Below are 15,867 nucleotides of genomic sequence, written 5' to 3'. Positions count from 1 at the left end.
GTTAAAGTTAATATGTGTTTTTCCGAATCTGGTATTTAACCGACTTTGGAGAATTCATTTTTCAAACAAGTACGAACAGTTTTGCGAGCCAGCAATAATTGACATTCTACTGTACGGGGAGATAAGGACAGCTTTCCTGCAATGGCAGGACAAGACAGTTCATGATTGAAACTAAGTTCATAGATCTGGCGGCGTTTGACAGGAAGAGCTTCCATAACTTTGTCGTGTATCTTTTTTAGTTCACGATAATGAACGGCATCTTCTGTGGTATTCCGACCGATGTCTTCCATCCTATTATATATATAGGCGACAAAATCTTCCTGTTTATAATAACGACGGATTTTATCAGTTACGATATTGCGGGCGATAGTAAAGAGCAAAGACCAGACTGTATCTTTGTTCACGAATGCCCTGTGTTCCCATAAGCGGACAAAGACATCCTGCGCCAAATCTTCCGCTTCGTGCGGATGGCAAATGCGGATAGCGATGTAGTTCTTGATATACTCCTTATATTTAAGGTAGCATTCAGAGAAAAAGTCGTCAAATGTAGCTTGCTGTTTATTCATGGCATTAAATTTATCCGTTTAACGATGATACAAAAGTAGGAACAAGTTTCGAACTAAAATATCACAAAAGTAACAGATAACAAAACTATCGTAACAAGCGTGTATTTTTGCAAAAACGTCCCATTTCATCGGGATAAATCTAACGGTCACTCCAATAAAAAAGGGGATGCCGTTACATTAGACGACTCCCCTGTTCTTAAATTTGCATGGATGAAAGCTTTCATCCGGAAGGATTCATTATTTATTATCCTGCGATGTCTGGAAATCCGGTATACGTTTTACGTTCGCACCTTTCATCACACCTCTTTTGATCGCTTCATTCGTATCGGTGATTTCTTTCTTCACACGTTTATAGTATTCTTTCGTCAGTCCTTTCTCTACCGCTTCCGATTCTGTTACTGCCCAAAGATACTGATAATCCATTAACATCAAATCCGGTGCCACTACTTTAAAGAAAATGCTGTCATCCGCAAACTTTTCACGCAAATCGCCCAAATAGATTGTATCTGCCGGATTTACTTCTTTACCACTCGCATTATTTTTTGAACTGCTACCTCCGCAAGAAGATAACATCAAACCTCCTACCAACGAAATTAAAACTAATACTTTCATATCAATATATATTATAAAATAAAACTTCTTCTGCCCCAATGTGAACAAGATCTTACAATTATCTCACTTATTCAGCGCAAATGTAATAATTAAACTACAAATACAAGCACAATGTCATTCTTTTCTTCCCGATTCCTCGGCATATTGCTTGGGTAGCACCCCAAACATTTCTCTAAAACACTTCGAGAAATAGCTGGGTGAACTGAATCCTACCCGGTTCGCAATTTCAACAATCGGCAACTGGCTTCCTTGTAATAACTGTGCCGCCCGTTTCAAACGGATGCTGCGGATAAAGTCCGTCGGTGTGTGTCCGGTGATGGATTGTAGCTTACGGTAAAGGCTCATACGCACCATACCCAAATCCCCACTCAACTCTTCTACACCATATTCCGGATTGTCCATGTTCTTTTCTATATATTCCAGACACTTCTGTATAAGCTGTTCGTCTACTGAAGTAATAGTGATAGCACTCGGATTTACTTCTATGTTTTTACGGAATTCCTGCTTTCTCTTTTCCTGTTGCTCTATCAGTTTTTCAATGCGCACCATGAGCATATCAAAGTTGAAGGGTTTCGACATATAAGAGTCTGCTCCTACTTCATAGCTATTGATCTTGATATCATCGGCAGTGCGAGCCGTCAACAATATCACAGGTATATGGGAAGCCTGCACATTCGTCTTGATCCGACGGCAAAGTTCGATACCGTCTACTTTCGGCATCATAATGTCGCTGATAATCAGGTTCGGATTCTCCTCTATCGCTTTTCGCTCTCCTTCCTCGCCGTCTGCTGCTTCAACGATCTGATAGAAATCTTCCAACTGTTCTTTCAGGAAAGTACGGAATTCCTGATTGTCCTCCACTAACAACAGTTTCTTCAGGTTATCGTCAACTATGGATGTAGTGGTTTCTTTCTCTTTAACGTCCGTTGTTTCCGTTCCGATAATTTCTTCCGGCAGTTCATCCGGTTCCGGTTTCAGATCCATCGGCAGCCAAACGGTAAATACTGATCCGCGATCTATCTGACTGTCCACTTTAATGCGGCCACCATGTATATTTACATATTCCCTTACCAAATGAAGTCCGATGCCACTGCCTATTTTTTTCGTCCCCTTCATTTCCTACCTGATAGAAACGGTCAAAGATATAGGGAAGATCTGATTCGGATATTCCGATTCCGGTGTCGGATACGGATATTCTCACGTAGTTTCTTCCTTCTATTTCTTCTGTTGCAAGCAGTAAGTCTACCGTCCCGCCTTCCGGCGTATATTTGAAGGCGTTGGACAAGAGATTATTTACAATCTTATGTACCTTGTCCCGGTCGAAGAACATATAAAGCGCTCTATGTTCCGATTGGTTCACGAAGTTAAGATGCTTCTCTACTGCCATTGGCATGAAGTTGTTATAGGCCGAAACAATAAATTCCTCCATATCGCCGTTCATCAGATGCAACCTCTCTCCTTTCATTTCCAGTTTGCGGAAATCGAGTAGCTGATTCACCAATGACAATAGGTTTTGAGCATTCTTATAGATGGTATTCAGTTGTTTTTTCATCGCATCGTCTGTCAATCGACGTATCATCATATCCAATGGCGTGATAATCAACGTCAACGGAGTGCGGAGTTCATGGCTTATATTTGTGAAGAAGCGGAATTTCATCTGATCCAGTTCTTCTTTCTGCTTCAACGCTTCTTCCTCCTGCATACGAATCATCTTTTGCCGGTTGCGGCGGTTTATTACATAGATCAGCCCGAAGATTAAGAGAATACCTAAAATTGCATAGAAAACACGAGCGGCCAGTGTATCCCAAAACGGGGGATGAATTACAATTTTGAATGCAGACTCCGGTCCCCATATCCGGTCGTTTCCGGCAGCGGACACACGGAAGATGTATTCGCCCGAAGGGAGATTATTATAGACAACACGTCCTTGTCCATTCTCAAAAAGGGTTTCTGTCCATTCCTTGTCAAATCCTTCCAGCTGGTAACGGAAAAAGGTTTGGGAAGGATTGGGGAAGTTCAGGCCGGAGAATTCAAGTGTAATGTAATTCTCATCATATTTCAACTGTACTTCGTCCGAATAACTCAATGCTTTGTCAAATAAGACACGCCCGTTATATGTTTCACCCGAAACAACCGGAACATTAAACAAGCGGAATGAGGTAAACAGAGGACGATTGAGGCACTGATTATCTATCATGTTTTCCGGTGAGAAAGCGATAAAGCCGTTCATCAACCCCAGGAAAAGCTGATTGTCCCTGGTCATTAACGAAGGGAAACTATATAAATCATCCTGACGGATTTCATCTTCCGACAGACAGCTGATTACATGAAAGCCGTATTTATCAGCTCTTCTGTCTACTTTTATCTTATAAATAGAAGTGACTGTCGAAATCCAGAGATCATGGTTCTTATCTTCTACTACGTTCAGGATGGCTTTGGACAGACCTTCTTCTCTCCCTAATGTGTAGCTTTGCCCATTGTGAGTCAAGACGCTCAAGCCATATTGAGTGGCAAACCATAAAGTTCCCTCATGGTCTTTGAGTATTTGGTTGTACTTGATACTTCCCTGATTGAAGATTGAATTAGCCTGGCCGTCTTGCTCCGGTATCCATATTTTATTCGTTGCAGGATCGTAAATGTAAAGTCCGTTATCACTGCCTACGACCAACCGGGATTGGTTATCTATGGCCAATGCATTGGCTACTTTGTATTTTTTGAGTTCGGGGAACTGTTCGGACAATAAGTTTATTTGCCCGTTTTCCGGATTGAATAATCCTACACCACCATATATACTTACCCACAACCGACCGGAAGGGTCTTCGACCATGACACGGATATTACTGAAATCCAGTTCATTCTGATAATCCGTATCGGGATAATCGTAAGACCGTACCTTTCCATGATCTATACAGTAGAGTCCATCGTGGTATGTTCCGACCCAAACACGCTTCTTACTGTCTTCATAGAGTACACGGCAATTCTTCTGACTGAATTCATGATAGAATCTGTTCATTCTCTTAGTCTCCGGTTCATAACGATAGACACCTTGTGTAGTACCCATCAGAATTTCTCCTTTAGAGGTTTCGAGCATACAGCGTATTTCCTCTCCTTTCCAGTCGCCATTTATCATCTTTTTGTTGTACAGCACTATTTTATTCATGCTGGGATGGTAATAGCACATTCCCTGATTATAGAGTCCTATCCAAACAGAATTGTTTTCCTTGTCGCAATAGATACTCTGAATGCCATTACGTACTGTATTACCTGATAATAAAGGAATGTCCTGTGTCCGGGTTACAGAAAAATTATGCATATCAATGACATAGAATCCATCGATAACGGTTCCTACCCATGCATTTCCACCTTTATCAATGTCCATAGAAGTGAACCATGAATAGTGTCCGAGTCGGATACCTGAAATTTGATTCCATTTTTTATTATAGACATCATAATAGCCTACTCCACGATCCCACATCAGCCAAAAGTCACCATTGTCGAGTATCTTCAGAACTACACGGTCATCCGGTTTCAGTTGGTCTTTCAGGAAATCAAGTTGCTGTACAAAACGTTTCTTTTCCAAATCGTAGCAACGGATAGCTCCTTTCTGATGAACCATCCAACTGTATTTTCCATGACTTTCCACCCCGAGCAATCCGCCATAGTATTCCATAAACTCATCGTTCCTGCAAACCTGCTCGATTGATTTTGTCTCTGCATCGTACATATAGACAGAGGAACCCGGTGTCAGAAACCAACAGTGTTTTTCAGAATCAATGATGATATCCGCCACTTTATCCTTTAAGCCGAACTGTTGGAATAAAGAATCTACGTTATATATATACTGTTCGGTAGTCAAATCGAAAACACGCAGGCTCTTGCGTTCTTTCATCCACAAACGTTTATCAGCATCAATATACTGTTCAGGAATGATATGGTTATATGCTATCGAATATTCGCCATGAATATTGAAAGGGAAATTTGAATAGTTCGCACCGTCATACAGGCTTAACAGCACAGTGCTTCGCACACCGATACGTCCGTCCGGGATGGGGAAAACGCTTTTTACATAGTTATCCGGTAATCCTTCGACAACTCCAATCTGGCGGAATACATAAGGGGACTCTTGCGAGCTAATATAACCCGGATACAATAATCCCATCAGTATGATTAACAAACATATTCGAATTTTCATGGCCATCTTTTTTTGTAGTACTATTATTAAGTACGAATGAGAAATCAAATCCCCTTATCCTGCTTTACTATTATTTTCTGGATTTCGAGTTTATCTCCGGCTTGCTCTATCTGTAAACGAAGTACGCAAGCTCCTGCGGAAAGAGTGAGTTTTCCTATTTCTCTTTCCGTCCATTGTGCGGAGCAGGGTAATTTCACTGGTTCCGTCTTTACTTCCGAATCAGAAGCTACGGACAATAAAGAATTTCCTTTTGATTGATAAACTAGACAATAGGTGATTCCGGGATGAATGAAGTTACGTTGTTGCGCTTGTACTCCATTTTGAATGTTCCCTATCCATACAATCCCAATAATCCATATAATTCTGTTAATCATAGTGCGATTCGATTTCTTTTCTACCAAATGACAAGCAAAGATAGCATTTCGTAGTAAAAAGAAGCTCAAATAGATAAGTTATTATCTCTCTATTGCAAAGTTCTTTCCTTCTAATACTAAAGTTGCTCTTAACTAATAGAAATCTATAATTGCAAGCTTTGATTATAAAAACGAAAGTTTCATTTATATAATTGCAAGTTCTGATTATATAAATGAAACTTGCATTTATAGTTTATGTTTAACCTAAAGAAAGTTTGGTATTAGAAGAAAATAAGTTTGCACCTAATGCAAAGAAATTTATCTATTCATACTTCATGTTCCAGATTATGCTATTTGACGGTGATCTTCTTTATATATTCATTCGTGATAAAATCATCTGTGTTTTTCATCTTCACACCATTGATCATCACATTATCAAAGATGATATTCTTGACGGAGCGTTCTTTATCAAACCCTTTCAATAGAGACGGATTCTCACCCACTCCATTATAAGTGATATTGCGGAAAGTAATATCTTCAATTCCCCCGTCCGGGCTGTTTATCATACTTTGAATTGAAACGGACATTAATATGAAACAATCTTCCCTCCTGAATACTTTCTACACGGATATCTTCAAATAATATCTTACGTACCAGATTTTTATCACCGCAATCCACCGCCATACAGCCCTGATAAAGAAGATCATCTTCGTCATGTTCCAGAATATCGACATTCCGGACGGTTATATCCTCAACCACTTCTCCCACTGCGTCGTCCGGGTTACCGTGTCCTCCAATGTTGATCGGGTGAGCAATATCCGCCCAAAGGATTGAATTCTGTAAAGTCACGTTACGACTTCCTCCGTAATAGTTCCAGCGATGGGCATAGATGGCAATACAGTCATCACTGTTCCGCATAAAAACATTGTCTATTAATACGTCACTGCAACACATCAGGTCTATGCCATCACTCCATCCTTTACAACTGAAAGACTTTAAATTCTTGATGGTCATGCCAGTAGATTCACCACCAAATACTGTATAGTGATCAGGATTTATGACTGTAATACCGTCAATCCATACATTTTTAGAATGAGTAACTTCTATTCCACGGATCGAATGGTCGAGAATACCACGCCCGACAATGCGTACATTTTCAGCTTTATCAATCAGTAATTTAGCTTTTACAACAGCTCCGGGAGCTAAATAAACAGTAGTATTGGAAGGAATCTGTATCTGTGTATTCGGCAAATCTTTCGGACGATGGACACCCGGTCCGAAATACATCACTTTGTCACTGCTTTCAGTATAAGTTTCTGTTTCCAAAGGATTAGCAAACAAATGAAGATTATGCAAACGATCACCATTAAACTCAATCGACAGGTATTGAGGTCTAATTAATGTAAAAAAGATTGCATTGTGATTTACCGTATGTTGTATACCTATTGCCAACGGACGGATTTTCACATCCTGAATTGAACCATTGTTCTTTTTCACCATCACTTCTACGGGACTGCCCATATCAAACTGTACCATTGAAGCAGATTGTACCCGATCCATATCTACCTGAACTTCATATTCGAATACATCTTTCCATTCACCACCTGCTTCACGTACTTTGACTGTATAATCATCATTATGTGGCATACCTGTGTTCAGTCCTTCCGGATAGGTTACTAATTGGGCGTTCCCGAATGTTGAAAACACAATAGCTATCGCTAATAAACATTTTCTTTTGCCAAATAAAACTTCTACCATATTCATATCACCAAACTATGTTATACTTTAATTATTCTATTTATTGAAGTTCTTTGCAAAGCTACACTTTCTATTCCGGTCAGGTTGGCAACCTGGTAACAGAAACTGCCAAACAAGGAACCAATACAAAAAATCTCCTTTATTGTCTATTACGAACAATAAAGGAGATTTACCTAGAGTATTTCTGTTTTTTCAGTTTTCTTATTTCCCGCCTTTTATACTTGCCTCTGCAAAAATACTTCTCTCATAATTATCAGGCAAACCATCAGCTAGCCCGATACGGCGAAATATATATAGAAGGGCGCATTCAGTTTCCCTGTGTGTTTTCATACAATAAATAGTCGGATAATAAAGTGCCTATTTCTTTTCTTACTGGAAAGTAGGCATCTTGAATCTGTATAATAATCCACCTACCATGGAAGCTACGCGGTCAGGTCTTCCCTGTTCGGAGCCATCGTATGTATCGGTACGGATACCCACTTTAGGTTCGGCATACAGATACAAAGAAGAAGCCACTTTCAGCTTAACCTGCACACCGGCATCCAGTCCCGGCACTGCCTGAAACTTACCGTAACGGCGTACCAGTCCGGCAGTAACTCCCACAAAAGGAACAACGTCTATCACATGATCGGGGCTATATCCTTTTGCCAATGTGGCCAGACTCATCATATAATCCATACCCAAACCGGCATAATGGAGATTCATCTTCGACGACGTTTTGGCCTTGTACATAATTGTTCCGTTTACCCGCCATGCAGATAATGGAGTGTACCATTTGCCAATGCTTCCTTTTGCTTCTACACCTGCATTCTTCACCAAATCCTTGTTGGCTACGAGCAAACTACCCAATCCAAGTGCACCGGAGATGAAGTAACGCTTGTCATCCTGACCAAACACGCTACGATTGGCTGCTTTTGAATAAGGAACAAAGCGATAGTGGAAACCTGCATTGACTCCTACCATCACGTCTTTCTGCATAAAGCCCAGATTGCCTTCGATGAATTTATCTCCATACAAGCGAATCTGTGGTTCAATATACAAACCGAGAAAATCATTCACATGCCATAATCCCTGTATGCCCGCATTAACACCCGGTTGGATTTTATGGTCTGATTGGGAAGTATAAGCAAGGTTGACACCTACCGAACCTATTAAATCAAAGATACGATCGGGATTATATCCGCTCATGGTAGACGTTATGTTCCACAAGTAATCAAGGCCGCCACTAACACTGGCATGTCTAAGTTTGCCCGCTTTAACACTTCCCGGAACTACATAGTTCGTAAAGAGTCCACCCATACCCACCAGGCGCAAACCGGAGTAAGGACTCAACCACTTACCGATAGAGACAGAGGCCTGCGGACCTAAAGAACCAAGGTTTTCAAGATTCGTCTTATTCAGGAACATTTGCACACCGATTCCCGAAGTCATAAACAGATTGTCTGCAATGTGATTGCTTGAGAATCCGTTCTTCGGACGTGCCGCACGGTCAATCGTATGATAAGTCAAACCAAAATTCAACTCTCCGAGTTGGTCTGTATTGCTACCTACTCCGCGACCTCCTGCATATCTCTTAGTATACACATTAAGGCGAGGTTCTATAAATAAATCCACAGAACGGTTGATACGGAAACTTCCTTGCACACCAACTCCTATTCCCGGAGCATACTTGGCGGTTTTATCCACTCCTTTCGTACCTGCCAGGTTAACTCCGGCAATACCGATCAGACTAAATATTCTGTCTTCATCATATCCCCAAAGAACATTATTGATATTCAACAGATAGTCCGCATGCAGATCGACATGCTTAAAGTAGCCGCTTGCACTGCCCGAAGGGGTGTCTGAAAGTCCAACTGTCCCGGACAAACGCAGACCGGAAGAAGGACTGAACCATTTACCGATTCCGGCAGAGAACTGCGGTCCTGCTCCTTTAATCGTATTCTTGATTCCCGGAACTTTCAGCGTACTGATACCACCGGATAAAGAGATAAACATATGATTCAGGAAAGAGCTATTATCAAAATCATCGAAATGGATCTTAGTTCCCATCGGAGCAGCAGGCATATAGTTCAGACCTACCAGAACCGAACCTGCCATTTTATAATTTCTCCAACTTTCCGTATGGGCAAAACCGTCATTATACCATCCGATCCGTGGCTCTACAAACAAATCCAATGTAGGAGAAAGACGTACATTTCCCTGTAAACCGAGATGAGCGCCGTAATAAAGCTGACCGCCACCTTTCAAATCCGGATACTTTTCGGAACGCCCGCTATTATCGCCCACCTTAGAATAACCGGCTTCTATACCTGCAATCCCCAATAATTCAAAACAACGGTTCGCATTGTATCCGTATGCCAGAGAGGACATATTCAACAGATAGTCCAGGCTACCGCCCCCCATTTTTATTTTAGAATCGTAGATACTCGACGGCAGATAACCCAAATTCACCCCTATCCGAAGTCCGTGAACCGGAGTAATCCACTTTCCCATAAAGAGATGAGCGGTCATTCCCATCCCATCCTGACTATCTCCACTTGTAAACAAGCTGTATGGCCCGATTCCGGCGGAGAAAAAGAGATGTTCATTGAATTTATTGCTCTCGAACTTTTCATTCGCAGGCCGTTTCTGTAACATATATTGCAATGCACCATAATCCTGTGCCTGTAAGGTAACAGCAAGCATCAGGAAGATTGCCGCTGCCACATATTTATTGTTGATTCTGAAGATATTCATCGTTTACTCTTGTTGTATATATCATTATTTAATTTTCTGCTCTTCCGGCAGCAAGTCAATAATATCCCCGTCCACCTTCGCTACTTCCAATAAGGAAGGATCAAGTTCAAGGGCCTTCTCAATGCTCATAATCGCATCACCTATTTTCTCCAGACGGTTGGCGGCAATCGCTTTTATATAATATTCGCGGGCTGTCTCTACATCCATGGCAGAAATCTTATCCCATGCTTCCTGATTTTTCTTCATTGCCAGTAGCATCACCACCTCATTGAAAGGACTGGTAGCCGCCACCTTTTCGAAAGCATCATTATAATAACCGGCCAATGCCTGAACGATGGCCTGCAAATCTTCAGAAACCGCTTCTTCGGGAACCAACGTCAGTACAGAATCCGCTTTTGTATATTTCCCTTCATGTAATAAGGCAATAGCCTGATTGGACAATAACTCTGCCGGTGCCGATTTACTGACAAACGGTTCGAGAATACGTGAATCCGGAGTATCTTTCTGTATTTTTGCCACTGCCAGTTCATTGGCTGCATACGTAAAATTATCATAAAGTTCAAGAGCTTCCCTGCAATACTTTTCTCTTTCGTCGGGAGTTTTTGCCGTCGTAATCATACGGTAATATTCGAAACGGGTCAGTTCCTTCGGATTCTTTCTGTAAAGTTCTCTAATCTCGTCGTCCGTCAAAGAACGGAAGATTGAATAACCATACGTATATTGCACCTTTCTCAATTTAGGCAGATAAGTAGCCGCAAGTTCCTTGTAGAAAGGTTTCGATTTCAAGACCCCATTCAACCGGTAAGGAGTAGCTGCATATTGTTTGATTAAGTCCTCTACTTCTTTCGCCAATTCCGGTTTGGAATCCTTCTTCAGCAATTCAGCCACTTCCTTCCATGAAGCTACCGACGCATCCGATTTTACTTCCAGCAGCTTGCGTGTTTCCGGATCCAGTTGGGCCAGAATACGTTCCAGTGCTTTATCCGTACGTAACTTTGCCAGACGGAGATTCGTCTCGTAGGAACCGTCCGGTGAAGCCACTCCCGTGATATGGAAACTCTTCAAAGAGGCATCCGGATTCGTCTCAATACCACGTAATTCCTGATTCAACCGGTTCAGTTCCACCTGATTCTGTGGATTCTTATCATCCAAATCGGCTTTACCTACCAGGAAGGTCAGGTTAACCTCCCCTTTCGTATCCCGCAACTGCATCACGGGTTTCGGAAGATATTTCTCGTCCGTCAGGCTGAAAGCGGAGAATTTATACTCCAAGAAACGAAGCGGGTTGACTGTTCCGCGTGCAATGGAGAAAGAGTCGCGATAAATGATATTCCGGTAATTTTCCATCGCCAGATGCACATCCGCACGATAGTCATGTTGCAGATATTCTATATAGATAGAATCATGATAAGCAATAATATCCCCTTTGCGTGAAGAAGTCGTTTTCACACGGATGTAATCGTGCAAAGGGTCTTTATCCATATCATAATCGTACATTCGATTTTGCGTTGTATTATAAGTATCTCCGTCGAATACAACAGGACGCATCAACAGACGCTTTTTCAGTGTCACATCATAAATGGAAGGCTGCAATACCAAGCGGCGATGTGAGTTAAACATCTCCTTAGGCACCGGGACACGGGTTTTCAGATGGAAATAATTACCTTTGATTTCGATGTCCGTAGGTTCCGGAATCACTTTATCCTTCACTTTGGAAGTAATCGTTACCTCGTCCAGTTCGATGACGGCATCTTTCAATACCACATTCAGAATCTGCTTTCCTGCCACCTTCACCGTTTTGTCCTCATAACCGACACATGTAAACTTCAACGAGCCGTTTTTCTCAACCAATACACTGTAACGGCCATCCTCGTCGGACATTTCTATACGTTCGTCATTGACCGGATTCAGCACATTTACATTCGGAACACTTTTTCCCTGCGGGTTTGTGACATGCCCCTGCACACGGATCCGTTGGGCAGATACATTCATGCCGACTAACATCATCGCCACGAGAAGTATACCTGCTAATCTATCACGTTTCAAATTGATTTTCATTCTCTTTTCTGACTAGCTAATGTTCGTTATCGAATAATATAAACAAAAGATATCCCCAGTTTGACAGGTGCAATGGTGGTCTTACTATCGTTGACCGCACCCGGTTTCGGAGTACCCTTATCATACTTAAACTGACGGTAGCGCAACACACCCACTCCGGCAGTTGCTTCGATATTCCAATGATCGCCCAGCACCCATGCATATCCATAGGTCAAACCTGCGGCGTATGCATCGCCTTTGTGATGCACATCTTTCACCATCATATTAAAATTATTCACGAAAGCGGTGATTCCAAGAAAATGACTCACCATCGGACGATTTAGCCAGTAACGAACTTCAGGCTGAAAATGCGTGAAAGTCGTTTTAAAGTTGTCGGTACTGATTGGGTTCGCAGCAATCCCCATGTTTAAGGAGACATGGCTACCCAATACAAATTCTGCTTCTACATTCGGACTGGCGGTCAGCCAACCTAATGCATTTGTCTTTACAGCCACCCGCTGTGCGTGCACATGTACACCACAACATAATAACAGAAATGATAATGCAGCAATTACCCTGCGACCATTTCTCATCACATATACCATCATTTATTTCCCACTAAATATTTCCCACTAATATTTACCCACAAAAAAGGGCTTACTGTCCATTTTATATACTACTTGGACAGAAAGCCACAAAATTAGAAAAAATATAGTATTAAAAACGTTTAAACGCGCTTTTTTTGTTTTTTATTGCAACTATTTCCATCTTAGGCCATAATATATCATACTACGGACAAGATATACAATTTTTCTTTATTACAAATGAAACATCAGATACGCAACAATATAGGCTCCGGCGCAGCATCGGATTTTATCTTCTTATCGCCGATAACAACCGTACAGGGGGCAGAAGAAATAATATACCATTTTCCCCCTTTCTTTTCGAGCAATACATTGGCGGCATTGTCGGTCTGGATCATTATCCCGGGCGTAACCAATTGGGTTCCATTCCCTAAAAACAACGTCCGGTTTCCTGCATATTCATTGCTGATAACGGCATAATCCGCTTTCACTTTCATTCCCTGATAAGTAGCGGTTTGTGCGGCATCGGATAGAGAGAAGATATGATCTATACGTCCGTTTTTGCTTTTCACACAGATTCCGGCAAAGTCTTCTAAACCTGCTCCTTCCGCATCAAAGTAAGAGACGGACTGAATAGCGGACGGTTCCTTTTTCGTGCTCGGTTCGTATATCGAAACAAAAGGACGATTCCATGCTTCTCCATGCTGGCGGGCAACAAATGTCAGCGTCGGCTGCTCCTTTATATTATAGGGCATATTCGGTGTGCGGCTCAACCCTTCGGTCATTGGCGCCAAGGCCGTAAAGACTTCACGATCCGGTGCGCCTTTCATCCAAAGATTCATGTATATATCATCGCCATCCTTATCTTTCATATCAATGGTGAAAGTTGCCTTGACATCCTTATCGGTTGCAGCCACTTTCTTATCATATAAATAGGAATAAGCGTAAAGATGTGCACCTGCAAAGGAGAGTTCTTCCGTAGGCTGGAGATTCAGGTCGCTGCCATCTGCTGCCGTCAATGTCAAAGTCTGCCCAAGGTTATGATAGAAGTAATCGTGCATCTTATCGCCTCCTTTCTCTTTCCGGCTGCGGAATACATCGACATAATATCCTGTCTCCGCCCCGGTAGTGACAATACTCATCATACGGGTCTGATCCGCCCTGCTTTCCGGTTCACGGAAATAAAGGTTACTGTAAGTGACGGACGTAAATGCTTTGCCCGGTTCCGCTGATGCCGGAAAACAGGAAAGCAACTCAAAAGAATGGTTACTTTTCATCACCGGATAGCTCGATATTCCATCCACACAAACTGTATTATGACTGGGGAATTGAGAATAATATTCCGCATAATCCAGTCCGCTGTACAGGAAAAGCCCGATACCTGCATCCGGACCCAGTACATATCCTTTTCCGTAAAGTTCCATCGAAATGCCGTTAGCGTGCATGTGATTACCTTCACTGCCATTCAACGAAATCATCAAACTGTTGCGCGGATGCATACCGTTGCGCTGTACCAGCCACGACACATTGGGAGCATAAAATAAAGGAGAAACATAATCTTCTATCTTTCCCGGCTGCACTTTGGGATTTAGCGTCAGCGGTTTATCTTCAAAGAAAGAATTGACAGATACACGCACATTCTTCTTTTCTGTTTTATCATTTCCCAAATCCGGGTTCAGGCATTTCAGTAAAGCCGTGAAATAGCTTTCCTGTCCTTTCTTCCCGTTCGCCTGTGCATTCTGTATCATACGGATAAAGAAGTTCGTACTCAAATATCCCGGATGCGTATCTCCAAAGCCACAAATCATGCGGTTGGGAAACAGATATTGGGGAGTGGTTGCTACCGCTTTCGACAATACTGGCATTGCTTTCACCAAATCATATTGCAGATTCGTATCAAACTGATTCACAAAATTGGCATAATCATTGATTACCACACTGCTATATCCCGGACATTCAGCCCAAATTCCTGTATTGGTGTCGAAACCGTAATCCGCCAGTCGCGTCAGACTCCATTGGCGGATGCTGGAACGGTTCATCACATAGTCGATATAATATTCGCGTCCTTTTCCGTCGGCATATTCCTTATTGTCTTCCAATACCAATCCGACATTCATAATAAACCGTGCCTGTAACAAATTCCAATTGTTATGAGGTACACCGTTCGCAATGATATTATCCGCCCATTTCTTGAAAGCTCCGGCATAGATTTCCATTTTATCCGGGTAATTAGCCTTTAGGTAATTATATAGAAAATCATATAAAGGGACAACGATATGGAGTGCATCTTCATGGATTACCTCGAAAGAAGTCAGCCCTACCAATGTTTGCTGATGCCCGTGGTTCAAGTCGATGGGGACATTTCTATAATAAATCCCCGTCATATATGTATCAAAGACTCCTGCGGCAAGTTTGGCGAACTTCTCTTCACCCGTCATCCAATAAAGGAAAGCGGCATCACGGGCAATTCCCAGAATTTCGCAGTTCAGACTTTCGATATTCCGCCCGGTTTTGGATGGGTGTACACTCTCCATAGGACGGTCGGGAAGTGCATTATTGCAAAAAGTCACATTCCCGTCCGCATCATCATAAGGAACGACATCCGCCAATTTGGGGCGGCCGTGAGTAGCAGCCGTTCCACGGGTTCCTGTATAGCGCACAGTAGGATAAGGAGCCTTTTCACCGCCTGCATGGTCGAACGTTTCACCTTTCACATATACTTCCGTGGCATGAGATTTCCAGTACATCGCCAAACGGGACAACAACCAAGATGGTTGAGCATCCGTCAGGTTTGTATATACTTCCGTCCGTTCCTTCAATTTATTGAAGACATCTTTCGCCCATTCTTCTTTTCTAATCAACTTCCATGTTTCCTGCTTTCCCGCCGGAGTGGTCAGTACCCGCGGATGCGCCTGCGGCATCGTTTCCGGCAAGGGAATCGCTTGTCCGGATGCACTGTTCAGAAAGGATAAAAAACACAGTCCCAGTAAAATTCGTCTCATACTTCAATTATCTTTTATTAGGTTTGA

The 15,867-nt window shown here is 42.2% G+C and carries 7 protein-coding genes and 2 pseudogenes; all 9 read right to left on the bottom strand.

The window, feature by feature from the left end; genetic code table 11:
• Positions 1-35 precede the first annotated feature (35 nt).
• The 9 genes and pseudogenes from NXX38_RS15260 to NXX38_RS15220 all read right to left on the bottom strand — a co-directional run bounded on the left by NXX38_RS15260 (position 36) and on the right by NXX38_RS15220 (position 15,840).
• A complete protein-coding gene (locus NXX38_RS15260) occupies positions 36-566 on the bottom strand; it encodes a sigma-70 family RNA polymerase sigma factor (RefSeq protein WP_148366018.1) in 531 nt (176 codons plus the stop codon).
• A gap of 237 nt (positions 567-803) precedes the next feature.
• Positions 804-1,178 (bottom strand): hypothetical protein, encoded by a 375-nt coding sequence (locus NXX38_RS15255; RefSeq protein WP_217721480.1) that lies wholly within the window; start codon positions 1,176-1,178, stop codon positions 804-806.
• 114 nt (positions 1,179-1,292) lie between these two features.
• Positions 1,293-5,370: pseudogene (locus NXX38_RS15250) on the bottom strand (ATP-binding protein).
• Positions 5,371-5,414: 44 nt separating this feature from the next.
• Positions 5,415-5,744 (bottom strand): hypothetical protein, encoded by a 330-nt coding sequence (locus NXX38_RS15245; protein ID WP_258980039.1) that lies wholly within the window; start codon positions 5,742-5,744, stop codon positions 5,415-5,417.
• Positions 5,745-6,073: 329 nt separating this feature from the next.
• A pseudogene (locus NXX38_RS15240) lies at positions 6,074-7,487 on the bottom strand (glycosyl hydrolase family 28 protein).
• A 363-nt stretch (positions 7,488-7,850) separates the two neighbouring features.
• Complete coding sequence (locus NXX38_RS15235; RefSeq protein ID WP_258980038.1) at positions 7,851-10,217, bottom strand: hypothetical protein; 2,367 nt, start codon at positions 10,215-10,217, stop codon at positions 7,851-7,853.
• 24 nt (positions 10,218-10,241) lie between these two features.
• Positions 10,242-12,275, bottom strand: a complete 2,034-nt coding sequence (locus NXX38_RS15230) for a tetratricopeptide repeat protein (RefSeq protein WP_217721477.1) — start codon at positions 12,273-12,275, stop codon at positions 10,242-10,244.
• A 26-nt stretch (positions 12,276-12,301) separates the two neighbouring features.
• Positions 12,302-12,847: a DUF3575 domain-containing protein gene (locus tag NXX38_RS15225; RefSeq protein WP_148366366.1), complete on the bottom strand. Its 546-nt coding sequence runs from the start codon at positions 12,845-12,847 to the stop codon at positions 12,302-12,304.
• Between the two features lie 239 nt (positions 12,848-13,086).
• Entirely contained in the window at positions 13,087-15,840 is a 2,754-nt protein-coding gene (locus NXX38_RS15220; RefSeq protein ID WP_258980037.1) for a heparinase II/III-family protein, read from the bottom strand.
• Positions 15,841-15,867: the final 27 nt, after the last annotated feature.

Source organism: Bacteroides sp. BFG-637, assembly GCF_024793605.1.
Lineage (GTDB): Bacteria > Bacteroidota > Bacteroidia > Bacteroidales > Bacteroidaceae > Bacteroides > Bacteroides vicugnae.
Note: the sequence above shows the minus strand (reverse complement) of the source record. Positions and strands in the feature narration are given on the sequence as shown.